The organism is Streptomyces sp. NPDC006385 (assembly GCF_040612485.1).
GTDB lineage: Bacteria > Actinomycetota > Actinomycetes > Streptomycetales > Streptomycetaceae > Streptomyces.
On record NZ_JBEXQG010000012.1, the window covers coordinates 109,731 to 133,992 of the forward strand.

Consider the following 24,262-nt stretch of genomic DNA (forward strand, 5'->3'; position numbering starts at 1 on the left):
TTGTCCGGAGTAATTCCGTAGGTAATTCTCGTTCTAGTGATCCGATGGTCAAAGCAATCGGACAAGGTAAATGACAAGGGGAGTTGAGCGCGTTGACTCTGCCGACCTCGGCACAGGGAGCGCCAGGAAACTCGAAGATCCGTGAACTCGGTATCGGATGCGCCCACGGGAAAGTGATTCTGCTGGGCGAGCACGCTGTCGTCTACGGGGCCCCGGCGCTCGCTCTTCCGGTCGCGGAGCTGATGGTCACGGCGAACGCCGCGCAGTCCCCGCACACGCCCGCGGCCGAGGGTGACGTCACCTTCACCCTCACGGGGGCGTCCGCGCCGGTGAGCATGGAGGCGTCCGACGGACTGCGGGGGCTGGTGGCCGAGTTCAAGCGGGTGGCAGGCGTCGACCGCGCCCCTCATGTGGACGTCCTCATCGACTGTGCGATCCCGACCGGCCGGGGGCTCGGCTCCAGCGCGGCCTGCGCACGGGCCGTGGCCCTCGCCCTGGCCGACCTCTTCGGCGTCACACTCGACACCGGGACCGTGTTCGACCTCGTACAGATCGCCGAGAACGTGGCGCACGGCAGGGCGAGCGGCATCGACACCCTCGCCACCGGCTCGCCGTATCCCGTGCTGCTCTCCGGCGGTGTCGCCCGCGAACCGCGGATCGGGTTCGACGGCCGGATCGTCGTCGCGGACAGTGGTGTCGCCGGCCGGACCAAGGACGCCGTCGAGCTGCTGCGCCGCGGGTTCGAACGCGACCCACGGGCACGGGCCGACTTCGTGGCTCGGGCAGCCGAGCTGACCCGCGCCGCCGTGCGCGACCTCGCCGACGGCCGGGCCGCCGCCTTCGGCAGTCGGCTGACCGCCTGTCATGAACTGCTCGGCGAGGTGGGAATCAGCATGGACCGTATCGACGCCCTCGTCGACGCGGCCCTCGCGGCGGGCGCGCTCGGCGCCAAGATCAGCGGTGGTGGGCTGGGCGGTTGCGTGATCGCCCTGGCCCAAGGGCCGGAGCAGGCCCGGCGGGTCGAGCGGCGGCTGTGTGAAGCCGGGGCCGCCCGGACCTGGATCGTGCCGATGGAGAGGTCCTCCGGCCATGCCCGTTGACGCAGGAAAGCTCCCCGATGCACAGCTGTTGGACGGACGGTCCCGGGACGGCGGCGCCACCGCGGTCGCCCACCCGAACATCGCCCTGGTCAAGTACTGGGGCAAGCGCGACGAGCGGCTCGTACTGCCGTACACCGACAGCCTGTCGATGACTCTGGACGTCTTCCCCACGACCACCTCCGTACGGCTGAGCCCGGGGGCGACAACGGACGAGGTGACACTCAACGGCGTCCTCGCCGAGGGGGAGGCCGGCCGGCGGATCACCGCCTTCCTCGACCTGGTCCGGGAGCGGGCCGGACGAGCCGAACGGGCCGTCGTGTGCACCTCCAACACCGTGCCCACCGGGGCGGGTCTGGCCTCTTCGGCGAGCGGGTTCGCCGCACTGGCCGTCGCCTCGGCCGCCGCGTACGGCCTCCGACTGGACGCCACCGGCCTGTCCCGCCTGGCCCGGCGGGGCTCGGGCTCGGCCTCGCGGTCGATCTTCGGCGGGTTCGCGGTGTGGCGGGCGGGAACGGACGCGGGAACGGACACGGACCGGGATGCGGAGACGGTCATGGACCTGGCCTCCCATGCCGAGCCCGTGCCCGTCGGTGACCTCGCCCCCGCCCTCGTGATCGCCCTCCTCGACACCGGTCCCAAGGCCGTGTCCAGCCGGGAGGCCATGCGGCGGACCGTCGAGACCTCCCCGCTCTACCGGGCGTGGGCCGCGTCGAGCCGGGCCGACCTCGTCGAGATGCGGGAGGCACTGCGGCACGGGGACCTGGCCGCGGTCGGTGAGGTCGCTGAGCGGAACGCCCTCGGTATGCACGCCACGATGCTGGCCGCACGCCCGGCCGTGCGATACCTGTCACCGACCTCCGTCACCGTGCTCGACACGGTCCTGCGGTTGCGGCGGGACGGCGTGCCCGCCTACGCCACGATCGACGCGGGCCCCAACGTCAAGGTCCTGTGCCGCAGTTCGGACGCGGACCAGGTGTCAGCGGCCGTCCGCGCCGCCGCGTCCTGCCCGGTGGCCGTCGCCCACTGCGGCCCCGGCGCCCGTCTGCAGACCGGGGACCGGTGACCATGCCCCACCACACGGTCACCCGACACGCCCCGGGCAAGCTGTTCGTCGCAGGCGAGTACGCCGTGGTGGAGCCCGGCACCCCGGCCGTCCTGGCGGCGGTCGATCGCCAGGTCTCCGTCACGGTGACGGCCGCCCCCGGTGACGGCGATGCCGCCCCGGCGGTCCCTGGCGCCACCGCAGACGTGTCGCCTGCGGCCCGCGCCGCACCGGCCGTGCCATCCGCCTCCTGTGCCGCCGAGGTCGTGGTCGCCTCCGATCTGCTCTCCCGGGAAGTACGGCTGCGGTGGCGGCGGGGACGGCTGGCCGGGATCGGCTCCGACGACGAGCGGCGGGTCCGGGAGCACCTGGCACATGTGGTGTCGGCCGTCGAGGTGGTGGACCGGCTCCGGATCGGGCGTGGGCTGCCGGCACCGGGGGTGCCGCTGCATGTCTCGATCCGCAGCCGGCTGCACGACAACGGCACGAAGTTCGGACTGGGTTCCAGCGGCGCGGTGTCCGTGGCGACCGTCGATGCCATGGCGGCGTACCACGGGACGGAGCTGTCGTCCGAGGAGCGGTTTCGGCTGGCGTTGCTGGCCGGAGCCCGGGTCGACGCCGGCCCCTCCGGTGGTGACCTCGCCGCCAGCAGCTGGGGCGGCTGGATCCTCTACCGGGCACCCGACCGGGCCGCCGTACGGGACATGGCCCGGCAGCGGGGCGTCGAAGAGGCGTTGCGCGTCTCCTGGCCGGGCTTCGAGGCGCGGCCGCTGCCGCCGCCACGGGGGCTCGCACTGCTGGTCGGCTGGACCGGGCGACCGGCCTCCACCGCGACTCTCGTGGCCGATCTGGGCGCACGCCGGGACTGGCGGGGCGGCCCGGCGCACCGGGACTTCCTGGCCCGTAGCACCGCATGCGTGGAAGCCGCCGCCCGGGCGCTCGAACACAGCGACCGCGACGGGCTGTTGCGGCAGATCGGCGCCGCCCGGCAGATCCTGGCCCGGCTGGACGAGGAGACCGGCCTCGGTGTGTTCACCCCGGCCCTGCACACGCTGTGCGACACCGCCGAGGCCGCCGGCGGCGCGGCCAAGCCCTCGGGGGCCGGCGGCGGCGACTGCGGCATCGCCCTGCTGCCCGACGGCGAACCGGCCGCACTCGACCGGCTGCGGGCCCGCTGGCAGACCGCCGGAATCACGCCGCTGCCCCTCACCATCGCCGACCGCCGACCGAAGGACGTGCGCAGTGATCGCTGAACGCAAGGACGACCATGTACGGCTCGCCGTCGAGCAGCAGCGTGGGCACAGCGGACCCAGTCAGTTCGACGAGGTGTCCTTCGTGCACCACGCGCTGGCCGGCATCGACCGCGCCGACGTGTCCCTGCGAACCCGGTTCGCGGGCATCGAATGGCCGGTACCGCTGTACATCAACGCGATGACCGGTGGCAGCGCCAGGACCGGCGTCATCAACCGGGACCTGGCGATCGCCGCCCGCGAGACCGGCGTACCGATCGCGACGGGCTCCATGAGCGCCTACTTCAAGGACCCGTCCTCGGCAGACACGTTCGACGTGATGCGCCGGGAGAACCCGGACGGGTTCATCATGGCCAACGTCAATGCCAATGCCACCGTCGAGCAGGCACGGCGGGCCGTCGGGCTGCTCCGTGCTGACGCGCTGCAGATCCACCTCAACACCGTCCAGGAGACGGTGATGCCGGAGGGCGACCGGTCGTTCGCGTCGTGGGGTCCGCGGATCGAGGACATCGCGGCCGGCGTGGACGTCCCGGTGATCGTGAAGGAGGTCGGGTTCGGGCTGAGCCGCGAGACTGTGGCCACCCTCCAGAAGCTGGGTGTGGCGGTGGCCGACGTGGGCGGCCGCGGCGGCACCAACTTCGCCCGCATCGAGAACGGCAGGCGCGCTGTCGCCGACTACGCCTACCTCGACGACTGGGGGCAGAGCACCCCGGCCTGTCTGCTGGACGCGCAGGACTCAGGCATCCCGCTACTCGCCTCCGGCGGCGTCCGCCATCCGCTCGACGTGGCACGCTCGCTGGCCCTCGGCGCCGTCGCCGTCGGCGGTTCGGGAGAGTTCCTGCGGACCCTGCTGGACGGCGGCGTGCCCGCGCTGGTCGCCCGGATCACCACCTGGCTCGACCAGGTGACGGCACTGATGACCGCCCTCGGCGCGCGCACACCGGCCGAACTGGCCCGCTGCGACGTGCTGGTCCACGGCGGCCTGCGGGACTTCTGCGCCGACCGCGGTATCGATACCCGCCGGACCGCCACCCGGTCCGGCTCCCCCCGCACCACCCACCGGACGACCGCGAGCTTGTGATGGACGACGGGAAACACGCGATGAGCGACACACACACGACGAACGATCCGCACACTGTCGCAGGGGTCCCCATGCAGTGGGTCGGCCCCCTGCGGATCTCCGGCAACATCGCGACCACCGAGACCGAAGTCCCGCTGGCCACCTACGAGTCGCCGCTGTGGCCCTCGGTGCGACGTGGCGCGAGGATCTCCCGGCTGACCGAGCGGGGCATCGTGGCCACCCTGGTCGACGAGCGGATGACGCGCTCGGTGCTCGTCGAGGCGAAGGACGCGCAGAGCGCGTACGCCGCCGCCCGCCTCCTCGACGCGCGGATCGACGAACTGCGCGAGGTCGTGCGCGGTTGCAGCCGATACGCCGAACTGCTCGCCGTCCGCACCGAGATCACCGCCGACCTGCTGTTCGTCCGCTTCGAGTTCAGCACCGGCGACGCGTCCGGGCACAACATGGTCACGCTGGCGTCCGACGCACTGCTGACGCACATGCTGCGGACCATTCCGGACATCGCGTACGGGTCCATATCCGGGAACTACTGCACGGACAAGAAAGCGACCGCGATCAACGGAATTCTGGGACGCGGCAAGAACGTCGTCACGGAACTCCTGGTGCCACGCTCCGTGGTCACCGAGAAACTGCACACGACAGCCGCGAAAATAGCCCAGCTGAACGTACGCAAAAACCTCATCGGCACCTTGCTCGCCGGCGGCATCCGCTCAGCGAACGCCCATTACGCCAACATGCTGCTGGCGTTCTACCTGGCCACCGGCCAGGACGCGGCCAATATCGTCGAGGGTTCACAGGGCGTGACCGTCGCCGAGGACCGGGACGGCGACCTGTACTTCTCCTGCACCCTGCCGAATCTGATCGTCGGCACGGTGGGCAACGGCAAGGGGCTCGGTTTCGTGGAAACCAACCTCACCCGCCTCGGCTGCCGGGCCGGGCGCGCCGCCGGCGAGAACGCGCGCCGGCTCGCCGTCATCGCGGCCGCGACGGTCCTGTGCGGCGAACTCTCGCTCCTCGCGGCCCAGACGAACCCGGGCGAACTCATGCGCGCGCACGTGCACCTGGAACGCAACAACGAGACAACCCGAATCGGGGTGTAGGACATGACCCACGACGGCATCGACGCGGCCGCCGGGCCCATCGGCATTGACGACCTGTCGTTCGCGACGACACAGTTCGTCCTGCCGCACACGGAACTGGCCCGCCACAACGGCACCGACATAGGCAAGTACCACATCGGCATCGGCCAGCGGGCGATGAGCGTGCCCGCCGTCGACGAGGACATCGTGACCATGGCCGCGGCGGCCGCAGCGCCCGTCATCGCCCGGCACGGCACCGACGGTATCCGCACGGTCGTGTTCGCCACCGAGTCCTCCATCGACCAGGCGAAGGCGGCAGGCGTTTACCTCCACTCGTTGCTGGCACTGCCGTCGTCCACCAGGGTCGTGGAACTCAAGCAGGCCTGCTATGCCGGAACGGCAGCACTCCAGTTCGCCGTCGGCCTCGTCCACCGCGACCCCGGCCAGCGGGTCCTCGTCATCGCCAGTGACGTGTCGAAGTACGACGCGGACAGCCCCGGCGAGGCCACCCAGGGGGCCGCCGCGGTCGCCATGCTGGTCTCGGCGGACCCGGCCCTCCTTCGTATCGAGGAGCCGTCGGGGCTGTTCACCGCCGATGTCATGGACTTCTGGCGGCCCAATTACCGGGAAACCGCACTGGTCGACGGACAGGAGTCCATCTCCGCCTACCTCCAGGCGGTCGAGGGGGCGTGGAAGGACTACGGTGAGCAGGGTGGCCGGGCGCTCGGTGAGTTCCACGCCATCTGCTATCACCAGCCGTTCACGAAGATGGCCCACAAGGCGCACCGGCACCTGCTGCACTGCTGCGGCGAGGACACCGACGAAGCGGTGGTGGAGCGGGTGCTGGGGCCGACGACGGCGTACAACGCCGTCGTCGGCAACAGCTACACCGCTTCCGTGTACCTCGGCCTCGCTGCGCTGCTCGACCAGACCGACGAAGACCTGACCGGTCGGCCGATCGGGTTCCTCAGCTACGGCTCCGGCAGCGTCGCGGAGTTCTTCGCAGGGACGGTCGTACCCGGCTACCGCGCGCATCTGCGCACCGCCGCGCACCGCGAGGCCGTGGACCGCCGACAGACCGTCGACTACCCCGCCTACCGCGAACTGCGCGACAACTCCCTCCCCACCGACGGCGGCGACCACATGCTCCCGGCTCAGACGGAGGGACCGTACCGGCTGGCAGGCATCAGCGGCCACAAGCGCCTGTACGCGCCCTGCTAGGGCCGGCATCGGCACTTGCACGGAAGACTCCGCCCTTACGGCACTCCCGGTCGTAAGGGCGGACTCGTATGTCAGGCCGTGGCGCCCTGCGTCCGGTGACGGGCGTGGTGCGGTGACGGGGCCGCGCTCGACGCCAACAGGTGCAACCGGTCGGTCATGGCGGTGATCCGGCGGTGCAGATCGGCCGGATTGAGACATACGTAGGTGTCGGCGAGGATCGCCTTGTCATGGGCGGTGACCCGAGGGTGGCGCACGGTGCGGCGGTAGGGCGTGGCCGTGTCGTACTCCTTGCGGCGCGGGCCGGCGGGCACCGAGTGCTGTTGCGGGTAGAAGTAGTTGGTGAGCCTGGACAGGGCAGCCCAGATCCGGTTGAGCTGGACGAGCTCGGTGGTGGTGTCGTAGCGGCGGCCGTCGGTGATGGTGTGCAGCAGGCTCCAGTTCTTCTGGCCGACATGGTAGTTGCCACCACTCGTGGGCCGGGCGTGAGTGAAGGTCACCCGGCGCTGCCGGCACCAGCGCAGCAGGATCTCCTCGGCTTCCGAGCCGGAGTTGCCCGAGTCGAGTCCGAGAATGGGGAAGGGCAGCAGCCGGGCGATCTCGTCCAGCGCGAAAGGCACCCAGTTCACGGTGCGCACCGTGCGGTTCTCCGTCCAGCCGGTCGCGATGTCGGTGGCCGTCACCGTGAGCAGACAGTCGTGGTTCGGTCCGCCTCCGTCGTGCCGGACCACCGTGATCTCCATGAACCCCGGCTTGGTGTGGTCCCACTCCGCCCAGCTGAGCACGGGCAGTTCGCCCCGCAGCAGCGAACCGGCCCTGATGTGCCGGGGTGCGGCGGTGGTCCGCCGTTGCGCCGCCAGCCGGCGGTCGATCGTCGCCGCCGACATGCCCATCAGCAACTCGGCGGTCTCCTCGCTGATGTCCAGCTCGCCGTGGCGGCGCAGCACCGGCACCAGTTCGGGCAGCACCGGCGCCAGCCGCTTGCCGGCGGGCCGGTCCAGCACCGTCCAGCAGAACGTCAGCGCGGCGACGACCCCGGCGTCGTACTTGGTGTGGCCACTGCGCGGCGTCCTGGTCGGCTGTGGCCGCGCCGCCCTGAGCAGCGCCTTGCGGGCGTGGCTGCGGTGCCAGCCGGTCACGGCGCAGACCCGGTCGAGGATCTCCGACTTCTCCTGCTTGCCCGCCTGCGCGTAACGGGTGGCCACGGCATTGGTCAGCGCCTTGCGCTCGGCGAGCGTCCTGGCCACCGTGCGTTCGGGTTCGAGCGTCCTCCTGGTGTCGATCCATGTATCGAGCCGCACCCCGGCACCGGCCGTTTCCATCGCAGTTCCCCCATGGTCGTCGGCCTCCCCGTGAGGCCGCTCGCTCCATTCGTCGAATGCGGGACGGCCCAGATCGACAACCCGGACCCCGCAGCCCACGATTTCGTGGTTCTGGCTGAATTCGCACGCGCATTTTGTGTGCGGCAACCCAGCCGTAGAGATCAGCCCGGCGGCTGCCTACGCTCGACGCGAAAACACTGGCAACAGACCAGAGGTGGCCCGTGGCAGGGGTGCAGGAATGCTGACCCGAGTAGTTCGACTTGCAATCAACCGACCCAAGCCGGTGCTCATCGGCGCGCTATTGGTGGTGATAGTGTGCGGGATTTTCGGCGCATCTGTCATGAACCATCTGAAAGCTGGCGGATACACCTCGCCGGACTCCGAGTCGGCGCGTGCCACCACCATCGTCAATGAGCACTTCAACGGCGTACAGCCGAATCTGATCATCGCGGTGACGTCCGGCGAGGGTGTGGACAGCACGCGGGCGACTGACGCGGCCGGCGCCGTCGCGGAGTGGCTCGGCAAGCGCGACGACATCGACGGCATCCAGTCGTACTGGAGCCTCGGCGAAAAGGCCGGAGCCGCACTGCGCAGCAAGGACGGCGACACCGGGCTCATCACCGCCCACATCGACGCCAGCGAGACCGAACTCCCCAAGGTTTCCGACGAGTTGCTGGCGAAGGCGCCCCGGCCGGACGGCGTACAGGTCCGGGTCGGCGGCTACGGCCCGCTGACGGCGGAGATGAACTCGGTGGTCGCCAAGGACGCCACGATCGGCGAGGCCGTCGCCTTCCCGATCACGCTCATCGTGCTGATGATCGTCTTCGGTAGTCTCATCGCGGCCGGACTGCCCCTGCTGATCGGTGCCATCTCCATCGTGACGACGCTCGCGGTCCTGCGGCTGGTCACCATGTTCGCCGATGTCAACATCTACGCGCTGAACATGACGACCGTGCTCGGTCTCGCCCTCGGCATCGACTACAGCCTGCTGATGGTCAGCCGGTACCGCGAGGAGCTTCGCGCCGGCCTCGACGCGAGGGACGCCGTGCTGCGCACCGTGCAGACCGCCGGCCGCACCGTCGTGTTCTCCGGAGTGACCGTCGCGCTCGCGCTTGCGGCCCTGTTCGTCTTCCCGGTGTTCTTCCTCAAGTCCTTCGCCTACGTGGGGGTCGCCGTCGTCCTGGTCGGCGTCCTGACCGCCGTACTCGTCCTGCCGGCGGCCCTCATCCTGCTGGGCGACCGGGTCGACAAGTACGACATCCGTGTCCCGCTGCGCCGCTGGTTCCGGCTGAAGCCGCCCCGCCAGATCGAGCCGCAGGACAGCCGCTGGTACCGCATGGTGGTCGCCGTCACCCGGCGTGCCGTGCCGATTGCGGTGCTCACCACCGCCGTACTGCTTCTCCTCGGCGCCCCCTTCCTCAACTCGAAGTGGGGATACCCCGACGACCGGGTCATCACCGCCAGTGCCTCCGAGAGCCGCCAGGTCGGCGACCTCCTGCGCAAGGACTTCGCGGAGGACGCCGCCGCCTCGACGACGATCGTGCTGCCCGACTACGACGGCGGCGACGGCGAACTCACCGCATACGCCACCGAGTTGTCCCGCATCGACGGTGTTCAGGAGGTGGCCGGCGGGACCGGTGTCTTCGCCGACGGCACACAGGTCGGCCCGGCGAACGCCGGGCTGACCGACAAGGCGGGCGCGGTCCTGAGCGTCGGTACCGGCGTCGACCCGTATGCCGAGGAGGGCAAGCAGTTGCTGGATCGGCTGCGCGCTGTGGACGCACCGGGCGAGACCCTGTTCGCGGGCGCGGCCGCGGAGAACCAGGATGTCATCGATGCCCTGGCCGAGCCGCTGCCGTACGCGGCCGGGTTGATCGCGCTCACCATGTTCGTGCTGCTGTTCCTCTTCACGGGCAGCCTGGTGCTGCCTGTGAAGGCGCTGGTGATGAACACGCTGTCGCTCGCCGCCGCGTTCGGCGCGATGGTGTGGGTGTTCCAGGAGGGCCATCTCTCCGGCGTCCTGGGCTTCACGGCGACCGGCTACCTCGTCGCCAACGTTCCCGTCCTGATGTTCTGCCTCGCCTTCGGTCTCTCCATGGACTACGAGGTGTTCCTGCTCTCCCGCATCCGCGAGGAGTGGCTTGCCTCGGGCCGCACCACCACGGAGGACAACACACACGCCGTGGCGATGGGCGTCGCCCGCACCGGCCGTGTCTTCACCGCCGCCGCCGTCCTCATGGCCATCGTGCTGACCGGCATGGGCGTGTCCAAGGTGTCCTTCATGCAGCTTTTCGGCCTGGGACTGGCGCTGACCGTCCTGGTGGACGCCGTGATCGTACGGTGCCTGCTCGCCCCGGCCATGATGCGTCTCATGGGCCGCTTCAACTGGTGGGCCCCGGCCCTCTTGAGGCGCCTGCACGCCCGCATCGGCCTCACGGAGGACGAGGCGCCGCCGCCGGCCACCGGGAAGACGGCGGAGCCGGGGGCCGTCCAGGCACGCCCCTGACCTCGACTCGCACGGTCACCGCCCAGCCCCCGGAAGGAGCCTCCATGACCGCCGTGGCGATCCTCGGCACCGGCGCGTACCTTCCGGAGCGCGTCGTCTCCAACGACGAGGTGGGCTGGGCGGCGGGTGTCGACGACGCCTGGATCACCCGTAAGACGGCGATCCTCGAACGGCGGTGGGCCGCCCCGGACCAGGCGACCTCGGACCTGGCCACCGCGGCGGCCCGCGCGGCCCTGGACTCGGCCGGCGTCAACGCCGACCGGCTGTCCGTGATCGTGGTGGCGACGTCCACACCGGACCGGCCGCAGCCGCCCACCGCCGTCCACGTCCAGCACGCGCTCGGCGCGTGCGACGCGGCGGCGTTCGACGTCAACGCCGTGTGCTCCGGTTCGGTGTTCGCCCTTGCCACGGCCGAGGCCATGCTCGCGCGGTCCGGCGGATACGGGCTGGTCATCGGCGCGGACGTCTACTCGCGGATCCTTGCCCCGGCCGACCGCCGGACGGTCGTCCTGTTCGGTGACGGCGCCGGGGCGATGGTGCTCGGACGGTCACCGCGCGGCAGCGGGATACGGCACTGCTCGCTGCACACGTTCGGCGAGTACGCGGAACTGATCCGAGTGCCCGCGGGCGGCAGTCGACTGCCCGCCGACACACAGACGTTCGGCGCGGGACTGCATCACTTCGCGATGGACGGACGGGGGGTGCGTGAGTTCGTGGCTGACCGACTGCCCGGGTTGGTCAAGCAGTTCCTCCACGATGCCGCCGTCACACAGGGTGACATCAGCCATGTCGTCCCGCACCAGGCCAACGGCGTCCTGCTGGACGAGTTGCTCCCGCATCTCGGCCTGCCACACGCCGTCACCCACCGGACGCTCACCCGCTATGGCAACACCGGCGCAGCGTCCCTCCCGATCACCCTCGACAGCGCAGCCCGTGCCGACGCCTTCCGCCCTGGTGACCTGGTCCTTCTGGCCGGCTTCGGCGGCGGCATGGCTGCGGGGCTGGCGCTGGTCGAGTGGTGACCGGTGGACCCCGCAGAAATACAGCCGCATGCCCCGACCCGTGCCTCCGATTCCTCACGGCCCGACTCCGCGACGAGGAACAGCGCTTGGGCGGGATCGACGTCGACACACAGCGGCAGCGGATCGAGGCCCAACGGCTGACCCTGGACGCCTACGAAGCCGTGCCGTATGTGACGCACCTGGACTTCCGCACACGGCGGCGTTCCCTCGCCGAGGCGAGGATCCCGTGCGTCCCCTTCGAGTACGCACAGGCCGGGCGACTTGGAGTCGTACCGCCTCCGGTCGCCGGGGAGTGTCTTCGGCTGCACCGGACGCCCGACGGTGAAAGTCTCTAGAGTGCGTGATCGTCGGGCAGTGTGCGCAGTGCGCTGCGGGTCGTCGAAGGGGCTGTTGTGAGGGTTGAACTTCCGCCGGAGCCGGTGTACTTCGTCAACCGTGACGAGGAGCTGGAGCGTGCCTTGCGCGCTGTGGCGGAATGGCGCAGCCGTTCCCGTCCGCTGGTTCTCGCGCTGAGCGGACCGGGCGGCCTGGGAAAGACGGAGCTGGCCGGCCTGATCGCCCGTTCTCTGCTCGACCGCTACCCCATGACCGATGGTGTGCTGTCCGTCGACCTCGACGACTTCCGGGACGGCGACGTGCTGGATCCCGGCGATGTGCTCACCCAGTTGCTGAGTTCGCTCGATGTGGACCCGGACCAGGTGCTCGCCTCGTACGCGGCCCGGTGCAGGCAGTACTGGAACAGGACCTCCGAGGCGAAACTGGTTCTCCTGCTGGACAACGCGCGCTACGCCTCCGAGGTCGTTCCCCTGCTTCCGGCGTCGGGCGACAGCGTCGTGATCGTCACGAGCCACGGTCCCCTCCGCGAACTCGAGGCCGGTGCCGCGGTGGATCTGGCCCTGCCGCCCCTGCAGGAACGGGCCGCGACGGAACTGCTGGAGCTGATCGTCAGCGACCACCGGCTGGCCGCGGACCCGGAGGCGGCGCGGGCGGTGATCCGGTTGTGCGACGGCCTTCCCGCGGCGCTGCATGTGGCAGCCCGGTGGGTGCGTACCCACCGGCTGCGTCCGCTCTCCCGTCTTCTCGCGGATCTGCAGGCCGAGTTGGACGAGAAGGGGGTGTCCGGTGTGGAGCACATCTGGGACACGGCCTACGCCGACCTGTCCCGCCCGGCGGCCCTGCTCTACCGGCTGCTGCCGCACCACCCCGGCGAGACGTTCACGCTCCACTCCGCCACCGCTCTGTCAGGACTGGGGCCGGAGTCCTGCCAGGACGCCCTGGAGGAGCTGGACCGGGCCGGATTACTCGACCTGCGCCTGCTGTCGCTGACGGAGGCCGGCCAGATGAGGCTGCCGGGACCGCTGCGCGCACACGCCCTGCGTCGGTCCCGCCGGGAGGGGACGGACGGGGAGGTGGCCGAGGCGCAGGTGAGGGTGGTGCGCTGGCTCGTCCGGCAGGCTCAGCTGGCCGACCGGTTCGCCGCCGGCCGTCGGCTGACCGTCGTGGATCTTCTCGAACCCGTGCCTGGCGTGCCGGATGGTCCGCTGGAGGATCCGGAAGCGGCCGCGAGCGACGAAGCCCGCGCTCAGCGTGCCGAACGCGCGGCCCGCTGGCTGGACGAGGAACGCCACGTGCTGTTCGCGTGCGCGCGACTGGCCCACGGCCGTGAGATGGACACCGAGGTCGTGGCCCTGTCCGAGCCGGTGTGGACGCATGCCCTGGACCACCCCCACCAGTCCGAGGTCATCGAGGTCTTCCGGCTCGCCGTCGACTCGGCGGTCCGGCACGGGGGGAACGCCGGATGGTTGGTGCGCACGCGCTGCCAGCTGGCCAGGCCGCTCTGGGAGTCGGGAGAGTTCGGCGAGGCCGGGACCCAGCTCGACAGCGCGACGTCGGCTTGTGAACTGCTGGGAGACTCCGCACGCGACCGCAAGCTCGCCGCGTCGTCCTTGGAGCACCGAGGCATGCTCAAGGGCGCACAGGGTGAGTGGAGCGCGGCCCTGGCCGATTTCGCCAGATCCCGCGACATGCATCAGGCGATCCCCAACCGCTACGGCGTCCTGCTCCAGACCTATCGGATGGGAGAGGCGAGTGCGAAGCTGGGTGATCTCGAGACAGCGCATCGTCTGCTGTCCGAGGCGCACACCGGCTTCGTGGCACAGCGGCGCGAGAGGCTGATCGGACGCTCGGCGTTCGCCCTCGCCGGCGTCCTGCACCAGCTCGGTCGTACGGTCGAGGCCAGGGAGCTGTACGAGCAGTCGCTGGAGCGTGCCGACAGGCGCCGCTCGGGCTTCGACCGGGCACGCGTCCATGAGGCTCTCGCCGAACTGGACACGGCCGAAGGGCACTTGGTGGAAGCCGAGGAACACCGTACGGCGGCCCGTACCCTCCGGCGGCGCAACGGCCTGGTCTAGATCACCCGCGCTGCTTCGGCCTCCGTGGCCGGGCGGAGAGTGATGCGGAAGGTCCGGTCTCCGATGAGGCAGTTCAGCACAGTGCGGCTGTCCGGTGCGGGCTGAGGGGAGAGGAGCCGGGCGTACGCGGCCGACAGTGCGATGGCCGGGTCGATGCGCGCTACCCGGCCTGCCTGGGAGAGAGGTTCGATCTGGACGGCGTACGGGTGCTCATGGCCGCTGATTCTGATCAAACACCCGCCGGACGGCAGCAGCGCCGCGGCCGAACGGCAGCCCGGGTAAGCGGACAGCGCGTGCCGAGTCCACCCGTCGGAGGTCCAGGCGAGGTCCACGGGGGCTTGGGACGGCGGCAGCGGACGACGGTACAACAGGCCCGCGGAGCGGGTGAGTCGCTCGTCCGCGGCGCCGTGCTCCACAGCCAGATGGTGGCCGGGCGGTCCGGTGCCGGCCGGGTGCCGGGCGATCCGGACACCGGCCTCGGTGGTCTCGACATGGACGTCGAACGCCGCGGGCACACGCGTGGCAGGTGCGGGCGCGGGCAGCAGCCGGGGGGTGAGGCCGTGAGTGGGCGGCGCGAGACCGAGCAGGGCGTAGACCTCGGTTCGCAGGCGGTCCACGGCGTCACCGGGGGTCGCGAACGCGGCCTGAGCGGCGGCGTGCCCGGGGCCCGGCCGGTACGCCCGCAGGGCGTCGGTGACGTCCTGGCCGTGTTCCAGCCGCGGTATTCGGCCCAGGAGTACGTCCATGGGGCTGCCGGGGATCAGCTCGCCGCCGCCTGGGTGGACGCTCACGACGGGGCGGTCCTGGACGGCGCAGTAGTACAGGGCCGCTGATCCGTGGTCGGTGACCAAGGCATCGGCGGCGATCAGGACGGAGGCCCATTCCTCGTGGGGATCGGGGAGGACCATCCCCGCGTCCAGGGCCGGCGCCAGGCGTTCGGCCAGCTCGTACCTTCCGAGCAGGCTGCGCTCGTTGGGGTGGACCACGAGCGCCAACTGGTATTCGTCGTGGGGCAGTTGGGCCGCGAGCCTGGCGGGCAGACCCGGGCGCTGTCGGATGAGGGAGTCGGGTCCCCACGTGGAGACCAGGACCAGCAGCCTGCGGGCCCCGGTGCCCAGAGCCGCCCGGTAGCGGTCGCGCAGGGGCACCGAGGCGAGGACGCGTTCCAGAGTGAGATCGCCGATCACCTTCGCGCACCGGGCCGCCTGCGGATTCGTGGCGGCGAGCCGGGCGACCTGGTCGGGGTGGGCCAAGGCGTGCAGCGCTATCGGAGCGTCCTGGTCGGTTCGGTGCAGATAGGCCGGGTCCAGCCCGGACGCCGAGTCGGCCGAGCCTTCACCGGGGAGTGCCTTGTTGAAGCCCGCGCCGTGCGGCAGGAGGACGTGGGGGCCGCGCAGCAGCCTCAGGTCGCCCTTGGGGCTCGCGGCGACGACCAGGTCGTGGGTGCGGTCGCACGCTTCGCTCCACGGCACCGTACGGCCTCCGACGGCGTCGATCGCGGAGATCGCGTCGGCTCCGAAGTCCGAGCCGGGGACGAGGGTGAACAGACGGGTGATCCGGTCGTCACCGGAGAAGATGGGGAGGACGTCGAGCAGGCGATACAGGGCTACCGCCGATCGAGCCGCGAACAGAACCGCTCGCCCGTCGCCCGTCGCCCGTCGCCCGTCGCCCGTCGCCCGTCGCCCGTCGCCCGTCGCCCGTCGCCCGTCGCCCGTCGCCCGTAAGTGTCCATCCTACCGGTAACCGGCGGGCGGAAACTGCTGTTTTCGCAGGTCGGGGCAGGTTCGTTGGCGTCGGCGGGCGACATGATGCGATCCTATCGCGCGCTGTTCGAAAGGCGCTGAGAGTGATCCATACCGCACATCGGGCAAGGGTGGTGTGGCATGCCGTGCCTGATCGCGAGGATGGCGGCATGAGTGACTGGGGAATCGCACTGATCGCCGCGGGATCGGCGATCGCGGGCAGCGTGGTGACCGGCTGGTACGCCCGCAGCGCCGGCATCCGGCAGGCCGCCGCGGCACGCCACGCGGGCGACCGCCAGGCGGACGCGCTGCTCGAATCGGTTCGGATGACGCTGCGCGCTGAGTCCGGCCACCGCGAGTTCGCCCTGCGCCGTCAGACCTACGCCGAGTTCCTCGGAGCCGCAGAGGCCAGGATTCTCGCCGAACGCGGCGGGCGGGGGCAGGCCGAGGACGACGTCCTGCTGCAACGCGCCTTGGGCGGGGTGCTTCTGGAAGGCCCGGCCGAGGCCGCCGCGGCGGCACAGCACCTCGTCGACTGTCTGCGACGCCATGAGAGGCCGCACGAACTGAAACAGGCGAAGCTGGCCTTCGTCTCGGTGGCCCAGGAGTGCTGCCGGTCCCGGTGACACGAACAGCTTCGGGGCCGCCGGCGTACCGGCGCTCCGCAAGATCGGCTCCGAGGGCCTGCGTGACGTCCATGCCGGTCCGGTACCGCGACACCCACCGAGCCACCGCACTGCCTCTGCTGCATCGATCCTGCCGGATAGGGTCGCGCCGATGTGATCGCATGTCTGAGCGAATGAAGGGGTGGGGGAGTCGTGAGCGAGTCGGTGTCGGTCGGAGGCGGTTTCACCGAGCTGGGGCCCGAACGTGGTGGTGAGCTGGCTGCCCGCTGGTGGCAGTGGGCGCTGTCCGCGCCCGACGACCGTAGCCCTGTCAGGGACCGGACGGGGGAGTTCGCGGGGTGGAACCAGCCCGACGACGTCTGGTTCCTGGCCGGTACCTACGGTGGTCGCGTGGTGCGGCGCTGTTCGATGCCTTCGGGGCGGCCGGTCTTCTTCCCGGTGTTCAACACACAGCGGCCGCAGACGCTGACATCTCGCGAGCCCATGGTGATGGAGGTCGCCGAGGCCAAGGCGTTCCTGAACGGAGCTCCCCTGCCGATGGAGGAGTTCACGTCGAAGCCCTTCCGTGCGGCGCTGCGGCGGCGCATCGCCTGGGGGCTCTGGTGTGCGTTCGATCCGTTGCCCGTCGGTCACTACGTGATCGAGATCAAGGCGCGCACCACCGGTGGTTTCTGGGTGGACACGACGTACCACCTCACTGTCGTCGACAGCTGAGCAAGGACACGCGACGGAGTCCAGCTCGTCGGCCCCCTTGTCTTGTCTGGCTCGCTCGGCTTCCGCTTGCGCCGGACGGCACACAGGTCCCCGGTCGCCGTCACCTCAATGCCTCGCCGCCGCAAGGGCGTTGACCGGCTCCCACCGCACCAGCAGAATGAGCGCGCATCGCGTGAGAGCGCTCTCAAGACCCGGCGAGGGAGACCCATGAACGGCATGATCCGCAGGATCGGTGGACAAGGGCCGGCGCCCAGCCGTCGCACACTCATCGGTGCCGGCCTCGGTGCCGGCCTCGGTGCCGCGCTGCTCACCGCGGCCGGCACGGGCACGGCCCAGGCCGGGACGCGTACCGCGTACTCCGGCGTGCCCTCCGCCCGGCGCCGCGGCCACGCCTTCCTCGCCGCCGCCATGGACGCCTACCCCGACCACGGCACCATCCGCCTCGCCCAGAGCTACGCCGACCAGGCCGGCCTGTTCAGTACCGCCTTCACCTACGACAACGGCCTCGCGATCCTCGCCCTCCTCGCCACCGGCACCGACGACGGACGGGCCAGGGCCGTCTCGCTGGGGGACGCGCTGCTGTACGCCCAGCAGCATGACCCGGACCACGACGACGGCCGGCTGCGGCAGGCCTACAACGTCGGGCCGTACACCTTCTACGACGGTTCGCGGCAGCCGGACGGGTTCGTCCGGGCGGACGGCACCGCCAATGTCGGGACGCAGTTCGGGTTCACGGGGACGGCCGTCGGGGACATGGCCTGGGCCGGGATCGCGCTCAGCGCGCTCGCCCGGCGGACGGGGGAGCGGCGGTTCCTCGCCGGTGCGGTGCTGATCGGGGAGTGGATCGAGCGGAACGGCCGTACCGACGAGCCTCTCGGCGGATACAAGTTCGGGGTGAACGGGGCCGGTGAGAAGCTGCCCTTCACCTCCACCGAGCACAACACCGACCTCGTCTGCCTCTTCGGACGCCTCGCCCGGCTCACCGGGGACCGGGTGTGGCTGGAGCGGCGGGCTCGCGCCCGGGCGTTCCTGGAGAAGATGTGGGACGCGGACGGGGGCTTCTTCTACACCGGGACCAATGACGGGGTGAGCGTCAACACGTCGCCGATCCCCGAGGACACCCAGACCTGGACGTACCTCGCCCTCGGCTCCCGCGCGCACGCCCGTTCGCTCGACTGGGCCGCGCGCGAGCTGGCCGTCCTCGACCACGCCGGTCGGCGCAACAGCACGGTGCCGGCGGGGCAGTCGTACGACGGTGTCACCTTCAGCTCCGTCAGTCTCCTCGCGAACGAGGACGCCCCGATCGCCGAGGGCCAGCCCAAGCCCGACCGCAACGGCGTGTGGTTCGAGGGGACCGCTCATCTCGCGCTCGCCCTGCGGGAGCGGAACCGGCGGGGTGACGAGGCGCGTGCCAGGCGGCTGATCGACTCCGTCGAGCGGGCGCAGGACCTGCTCGGCGGCGGCCAGAGCGTGGGTGGGCGGGCGCTTCCCGAGCGGTCCGGGGTGGTGGCGGCGAGCAGCCCGCTCGACACCGGGTTCGGGTTCGGGTACTACCCGTACCGGCATGTGGGGGCGACGGCCTGGTACTTGATGGCTGGGGCGCGTTTCAACCCGTTGCAGGCATGAGTGCGGGGTGTCAGCCCGCTGCGCCCACCGCGCCTCGGTCACGGTGCGGTGGGCGGCGATGAGGATGGTGCGCAGGTGCCGCCCGGCGCCGAGTGGGCGCCGGGCGGACGGTCACACTGAGCATCTATTTCACGTTCGAGCTGGAGTCGGAGAACATCTGAGAAGGCGATGTCGGCGATATCGCCGAGAAACGCCCTGCGCGACCCTCTCCTCTCCTCTCCTCTCCTCCCGCTCTGCGTCGTCGACTCGCCTTACAGACGGCGTACTTGAGACGTCCTCGCCGTGAACGGCTAGCATCCGCCGGTAGTTGCAGCCGGGACGAAGTGAGGGCAGGGCATGGCGGAACCGACGATCGCCGTCGCCGTGGTGACCATGGGCAACCGCCCCGACGAGGTCGACGCGCTGCTCCGGTCCGTGGCCAAGCAGGATCTCGCCCCCGCCCGGATCGTCGTCGTCGGCAACGGCTGCCCGCTGCCCGAGTTCGCCGAACGACTGGGCCTGCCCGGCGAGGTCACCCCGATCGAGCTGGACGAGAACCTGGGCTGCCCGGGTGGACGGAACGTCGCCCTCGCCCGCCTCCGGGAGTTCGGGGACGTCGACGTCGTGGTCGAACTGGACGACGACGGGCTCCTCGTCGACGCCGACGTCCTGCGCCGCGTACGCGACCTGTACGCCGCCGACGACCGGCTCGGCATCGTCGGCTTCCGCATCGCCGACGAGCACGGCGAGACCCAGCAGCGGCACGTGCCGAGGATCGGCGGGTCGGATCCGTTGCGGGGCGGGTACGTCACAGGCTTCCTCGGCGGCGGACACGCGCTGCGCATGGCGATGCTGGCCGAGACCGGGGACTGGCCCGCCGAGTTCTTCTTCGCTCATGAGGAGACGGACCTGGCCTGGCGGGCCGCCGACGCGGGCTGGCGGATCCTCTACGCGCCCGAACTCCTCCTCCAGCACCCGAAGACCTCGCCCGCGCGGCACGCCATCTACTACCGGGTGAACGCCCGCAACCGCGTCTGGCTGCCCCGCCGCCGACTGCCGCTCGCGCTCATCCCCGTGCATCTCGGGGTGTGGGTGCTTCTCACCCTCGTACGCAACCGGTCGTCGCCGGCCGGGCTGCGCGCCTGGTTCGGCGGCTTCCTGGAGGGCCTTCGGGAGCCGGCCGGTGAGCGGCGGCCCATGCGGTGGCGCACCGTGTGGCGGCTGTGCCGGCTGGGACGACCGCCGGTCATCTGACCGAGCCGAGCCCGGCCGTGGGGGAGGGCGGAGGGGAAGGGGGGGAGGGGGAAGGGAGGGGACGCGGGCCCCGGTCGGTCACCTCCGTCGACCGGGACCCACATGCGTCCCCGGACCCGACCGCGGCGGCGACACTCCCCCGAGTTGCGCGTTCTACGCGCGCGCCGTCGGGCCAGATCCGATGTAGTGATCACATCAGGTGGTGCCAACGGATCGCTAACATATGGCCAACGGTGCTCCGTTTCGGCTGCGTTCGGTTGGCGTGAAGTCGACGGACGGTACGGGAAGACGGCCCGTACGGGAACGGTTTCCGCCTCACAGGCATCAACTAGAGGTGGCGGGAAACCGCCGGACGAGGGGCGGATCTCCGCCAAGCGCGGTGGTTCTCGTCGCGCGAGGTCAGGTCGTGTGAGGTCAGGTCGTGTGAGGTTGTGCGGGGTTCGCCGTGGAGCGCAGGAACGGGCGTGGGCCCGTGGCGTGGAAAGGCAGTGGGCGGCGTGAAGCGGTGCGGGCTGCGGTTCGGACTGCTGGGACCGCCGGTTCTGTATGGGGCTCGGACTGAGCAGGCGGTCCGGGCGGTCCGGGCGGTCCCGGCGGTTGGGGCGGCGCAGACCGGCCGGACGGTCGGGAGTGTTTCCTCCGACGGCCGGGACCCCTACGCCGACTCCGCGGGCGTGCCCGAGTGCGCTGTCCGGACCGTCAGCAGCCCCAAGGTGCGGGCCCTGCTCGCCGCGCTGCTGCTCGAAGGCGGGCGGGTCGTCTCCGTGGAGTCGCTCACGGACGCGCTGTGGGGCGGGGCGCCGCCCGCGTCCGCGCGTGCCTCGCTGCACAACCACGTGGCCCGGCTGCGGCGGCTGCTCGACGACCCCGAGCGGCTGCGAGCGGTGCCGCCCGGCTATGTGCTGCGCGTCGACGAGGGCGAGCTGGACGTCGACGTCTTCGTGAGCCGCGTCACCGCGGCCCGCGCCGCGCACGCCGCACGGGACTGGGAACGCACGGTGCGCGAGTGCACGGCGGCGCTCGCCCTGTGGCGGGGTACGCCCCTGTCCGGCCTGCCCGCCGAGGTGGGCGGTTACGCGCTCGTCCAGCGCCTGGCGGAGGCGCGGCTGCTGATCCTGGAGTGGCGCTACGACGCCGAGCTGGCCGTGGGTGGCCCGCGCCTCGACGCCTTCGTGCCGGAACTGGCGGCGCTGGCCGCCGAGTATCCCCTGCGCGAGGCCTTCCACCGCCAGCTGATGCTCGCCCTGCACCGAACCGGCCGCCGCGCGGAGGCCCTGGCCGTCCACCGCGACCTGCGCACACGCCTGATCGAGGAACTCGGCGTGGAGCCGGGGGCAGGGGTGCGGGAGGCGCATGTGGAGGTGTTGCGGGGGCCGGGGGGTGCCGGTGACGCCGGGAACGGACAGAGGGGGGCTTCGGAGGGCGGGGTCGGTCGTGCGGCGAGGGGAGTGACGGCGGAAGCAGCCGATGGTGAGCTGACAGAAGCGTCGGAGGAAGCAGCCGACCGTGCGCCGGGTGAAGCGGTAGCCCGCGGTGCGGAGGCGCCGGCTGGTTCGGCAGCCCGTGATGTGGCGGGGGCGTCGGTCGCTTCGGCGGCCCGTGATGCGGGGGCGTCGGTCGCTTCGGCAGCCCGTGGCGCGGGGGCATCGGTCGCTCCGGCACCCCGCGACGCCGCGGCGCGAGCTGTTCCGGCCCTCCGGGAGGAAGCCGAGCCCGAGCCCGAGCCCTCGACCCTTGCCGACTCGGAGACGCCCGCCGCCGCACGCCACCAGGCACCGCCCACGCCACCTCAGCCCACTACGCCCCAGCCCCCTCCACCCCGGCCACCCCGCCCCGCCCAACTCCCCCCGCCCCCGGCCCACTTCACCGCCCGAACTGCCGTACTGAACAACCTGCGCCGCACCCTCGCCCCTCCCCGCACCCAGAGGCCCTCCGTCACGGTCGCCGTGATCAGTGGCATGGCGGGCGTCGGCAAGAGCGCGCTCGCGCTGTACGCCGCCCATGCCCTGGCGAATCGTTTCCCCGACGGTCAGCTCTACGTCAACCTGCACGGCGCCACCCCCGGCATGCCCCCGCTCACCCCCGGCCAGGCACTCACCGCCCTGCTCCGCGACCTCGGTGCCGACCCCCGCTCCATCCCCGAACACCCCGACGCGGCAGGCGCCTTGCTGCGCTCGCTGCTGGCGCCGACCCGCACGCTCATGGTCCTGGACGACGCCGCGAACGCCGCCCAGGTACGGCCGCTGCTCCCCGCCGGCCCTGGCTGCGCGGTGATCGTCACCAGCCGCTCCCCGCTCACGGCCCTGGACGGCGTCCACCGCTTCCCCCTCACGCCCCTGTCCGCCGAGGACAGCGCGGCACTGCTGCGCGCGGCATCGGGACGCGACGGCCGCGACGACAGCCGTTCCACCCTTGACGGCGTAGCCGGACGCGAGGCCCATGACGCCGATGCCCACGCCGTCGGCAGCACAGCCCGAACCGCCGGCGACGGCATCGACGCCGTCCACCCGCTCGTCCGGCTCACCGGCGGGCTCCCGCTCGCGCTCCGCGTCGTAGCCGCCAGGCTGGCCGCCCGCAGCGCCCTCACCCCCGAGGCGCTCGCCCGGCAACTGGCCGCCACCGAGAGCCGGTTGCACCACCTGGAGTACGACGACCTGAGCGTCCGCCGCTCCCTAGCCGTCGCCCACGACGCCCTCGCCGCCTCCGACCGCGAGGCCGACCGGGACGCGGCCCTCGCCCTGCGTCGCATCGGCGCCCTCGACCTGCCCGCCTACGGTGCGCCGCTGCTGGCCCGCCTCACCGGCACCGACGAGCGCCGCGCCGAGGCCGCCCTGGACCGTCTCGTCGACGTGGCCCTCCTGGAGGAGACGGCATACGGCCGCTACGCCCCCCACGACCTGGTGCGCGACTTCGCCCGCGAACTGGCCGAGGCCGAGGGCGACTTCACCGACACCGCCCTGCGCTGGTACGCCGCCGTGGCCGAACGCGCCCTCACCGCCATCGTCGAACCCGGACTCGACCGGGACGACCGCCGCCACCCGACCCCCACACAACCGTCGGACCACGCGACGGCCGTCGCCACCGTGCCCCCCTTCGAGAGCCCGGAATCAGCCTTCGCCTGGGGCGACGTGGAGCTGGAGAACATCGTCGCGCTCGTGGAGCAATACAGCGGTGACGACGGCGTCGACGTCCAAGGCGAAGACGAAGGCGATAGCGACGTCGACGGCGACATCGAAGGCGATGCCGAAGCCGAGAGCGACACCCATGGCGAAAGCCAGACCGAAGCCGAGAGCGACACCCCTGGCGAAAGCCAGACCGATGCCGAAAGCGACCTCGACGGCCATCGAACCGCCGCCCGCCTCGCCACCCTCATCCGCCTCTTCTTCCCCTACCTCCAGCGTGGCGGCCGAGTCGCCGAGATGGAGGTGCTGGGCCGCGCCGCGCTCCGACTCGCGCGGCGGCTCGGGGACGAGGCGGCCGAGGCGTACGCGCTGGGCGACCTCGCAGCCCTGCACTTCCTGACCGGACGCCAGACCGAGGCCCTCCATCTCAACGACCGTGCCCTGACGATCTGGCGGCGGCTCGGCGTGGTCTCCTGGATGCGCCGTTGCCTCAACAACCGGGGCCTGCTGCTCGAATGGCTCGGCCGTCACGCCGAGTCCGGTCAGGCGCTGCGCCGGAGCCTTGAGTACTCACGGCAGTTGAACGACCCGTACGGCGAGGCCGTGACCTACAGCCATCTCGGCAACCTGTACGAGCACACCGACCCGCGGGCCGCCATCGAGCAGCACCGCCGCTCGCTCGCGATCGGCGACGAGATCGGCAACGTCATCGTGCAGCACTCCGCCCACTGCAACATCGGCTACGCCCATCTCACCCTCGGTGAACCGGCGGAGGCCGCCGCGCACTTCGAGGAGAGCCGGCGCATCCTCGGCGGCCACGGCGACTGGCACGGGGAGTCCCAGACCCGCCTCGGCCTGGTCCGCGCCCTGCGTCTCCTCGGCGAGACCGACCGCGCCACCGAGGAGTGCGCCGAGCTCCTGGCCCGCGCCGATGCCCGGGCCGACCGCTTCATGGGCGGACTGGCCCGCCACCAGCACGGTCTGCTGCTGCGGGAGGACAGCCGCGTCCGGGAGGCGTACGCAGAGTGGCGCACGGCTCTGGAGGCGCTGGACGGAACGGACGAGAAGGCGGTCGTCCAGGAACTCAGGGAGCTGCTGGGCGCGGCCGACGCACGGTGACCGCTCGACCGCTCGACCGCTCGACCGCTCGACCACTTGGTCACTCGGT

The 24,262-nt window shown here is 71.4% G+C and carries 17 protein-coding genes; 15 read left to right on the forward strand and 2 right to left on the reverse strand.

All coding sequences use genetic code 11. The features are described from left to right. The first annotated feature begins 92 nt into the window (after positions 1 to 92). From mvk to ABZ078_RS12590, 6 genes are read left to right on the forward strand one after another with little or no spacing between them, the layout of a single operon-like run. Positions 93 to 1,100 (forward strand): mevalonate kinase, encoded by a 1,008-nt coding sequence (gene mvk, locus ABZ078_RS12565; RefSeq protein ID WP_356574405.1) that lies wholly within the window; start codon positions 93 to 95, stop codon positions 1,098 to 1,100. Further along, a complete protein-coding gene (mvaD, locus tag ABZ078_RS12570) occupies positions 1,090 to 2,163 on the forward strand; it encodes a diphosphomevalonate decarboxylase (protein ID WP_356574407.1) in 1,074 nt (357 codons plus the stop codon). Before mvk ends, mvaD begins: the two co-directional genes overlap by 11 nt. A 2-nt stretch (positions 2,164 to 2,165) precedes the next feature. Then, positions 2,166 to 3,395 carry a phosphomevalonate kinase gene (locus tag ABZ078_RS12575; protein ID WP_356574408.1) on the forward strand — a complete coding sequence of 410 codons (1,230 nt, stop codon included), beginning with the start codon at positions 2,166 to 2,168 and terminating at the stop codon, positions 3,393 to 3,395. Next, positions 3,385 to 4,473: a type 2 isopentenyl-diphosphate Delta-isomerase gene (fni, locus tag ABZ078_RS12580; RefSeq protein WP_356574410.1), complete on the forward strand. Its 1,089-nt coding sequence runs from the start codon at positions 3,385 to 3,387 to the stop codon at positions 4,471 to 4,473. Before ABZ078_RS12575 ends, fni begins: the two co-directional genes overlap by 11 nt. Positions 4,474 to 4,493: 20 nt before the next feature. Continuing rightward, positions 4,494 to 5,573 (forward strand): hydroxymethylglutaryl-CoA reductase, encoded by a 1,080-nt coding sequence (locus ABZ078_RS12585; RefSeq protein ID WP_356574412.1) that lies wholly within the window; start codon positions 4,494 to 4,496, stop codon positions 5,571 to 5,573. 3 nt (positions 5,574 to 5,576) lie between these two features. Then, positions 5,577 to 6,773, forward strand: coding sequence for a hydroxymethylglutaryl-CoA synthase (locus tag ABZ078_RS12590; protein ID WP_356574414.1), 1,197 nt, complete (start codon positions 5,577 to 5,579; stop codon positions 6,771 to 6,773). Positions 6,774 to 6,844: 71 nt separating this feature from the next. Here the strand turns inward: ABZ078_RS12590 and ABZ078_RS12595 are convergent, their stop codons facing one another. After that, positions 6,845 to 8,092 carry a hypothetical protein gene (locus tag ABZ078_RS12595; protein ID WP_356574416.1) on the reverse strand — a complete coding sequence of 416 codons (1,248 nt, stop codon included), beginning with the start codon at positions 8,090 to 8,092 and terminating at the stop codon, positions 6,845 to 6,847. Positions 8,093 to 8,432: 340 nt separating this feature from the next. On the opposite strand from ABZ078_RS12595, the gene ABZ078_RS12600 reads away from it, so the two are divergent. From ABZ078_RS12600 to ABZ078_RS12615, 4 genes are all read left to right on the forward strand, one after another. Continuing rightward, positions 8,433 to 10,598 (forward strand): MMPL family transporter, encoded by a 2,166-nt coding sequence (locus ABZ078_RS12600; RefSeq protein ID WP_356574418.1) that lies wholly within the window; start codon positions 8,433 to 8,435, stop codon positions 10,596 to 10,598. 44 nt (positions 10,599 to 10,642) lie between these two features. Then, on the forward strand, positions 10,643 to 11,620 hold the full coding sequence (locus ABZ078_RS12605; protein ID WP_356574420.1) for a ketoacyl-ACP synthase III: 978 nt from the start codon (positions 10,643 to 10,645) through the stop codon (positions 11,618 to 11,620). A gap of 86 nt (positions 11,621 to 11,706) precedes the next feature. After that, on the forward strand, positions 11,707 to 11,955 hold the full coding sequence (locus ABZ078_RS12610; protein WP_356574422.1) for a hypothetical protein: 249 nt from the start codon (positions 11,707 to 11,709) through the stop codon (positions 11,953 to 11,955). Positions 11,956 to 12,012: 57 nt separating this feature from the next. Further along, the gene (locus tag ABZ078_RS12615) at positions 12,013 to 14,031 is read left to right on the forward strand and encodes a hypothetical protein (protein ID WP_356574424.1); all 2,019 of its coding nucleotides are present in this window, start codon (positions 12,013 to 12,015) and stop codon (positions 14,029 to 14,031) included. Here ABZ078_RS12615 and ABZ078_RS12620 read toward each other — a convergent pair. Next, the gene (locus tag ABZ078_RS12620) at positions 14,028 to 15,503 is read right to left on the reverse strand and encodes a translation initiation factor 2 (protein ID WP_356574426.1); all 1,476 of its coding nucleotides are present in this window, start codon (positions 15,501 to 15,503) and stop codon (positions 14,028 to 14,030) included. The genes ABZ078_RS12615 and ABZ078_RS12620 overlap by 4 nt on opposite strands. 440 nt (positions 15,504 to 15,943) lie before the next feature. Between ABZ078_RS12620 and ABZ078_RS12625 the strand changes: the two genes are divergently transcribed. The 5 genes from ABZ078_RS12625 (at position 15,944) to ABZ078_RS12645 (ending at position 24,213) form a co-directional block, all read left to right on the forward strand. Next, positions 15,944 to 16,399 carry a hypothetical protein gene (locus ABZ078_RS12625; RefSeq protein WP_356574428.1) on the forward strand — a complete coding sequence of 152 codons (456 nt, stop codon included), beginning with the start codon at positions 15,944 to 15,946 and terminating at the stop codon, positions 16,397 to 16,399. Between the two features lie 192 nt (positions 16,400 to 16,591). Continuing rightward, a complete protein-coding gene (locus ABZ078_RS12630; RefSeq protein ID WP_356574430.1) occupies positions 16,592 to 17,113 on the forward strand; it encodes a hypothetical protein in 522 nt (173 codons plus the stop codon). Between the two features lie 207 nt (positions 17,114 to 17,320). Continuing rightward, a complete protein-coding gene (locus ABZ078_RS12635; RefSeq protein ID WP_356574432.1) occupies positions 17,321 to 18,739 on the forward strand; it encodes a Tat pathway signal sequence domain protein in 1,419 nt (472 codons plus the stop codon). A gap of 336 nt (positions 18,740 to 19,075) precedes the next feature. Then, entirely contained in the window at positions 19,076 to 19,972 is an 897-nt protein-coding gene (locus ABZ078_RS12640; protein ID WP_356574434.1) for a glycosyltransferase, read from the forward strand. Positions 19,973 to 20,646: 674 nt separating this feature from the next. Then, positions 20,647 to 24,213, forward strand: coding sequence for a BTAD domain-containing putative transcriptional regulator (locus tag ABZ078_RS12645; protein ID WP_356574436.1), 3,567 nt, complete (start codon positions 20,647 to 20,649; stop codon positions 24,211 to 24,213). The last annotated feature ends 49 nt before the right edge of the window (positions 24,214 to 24,262 follow it).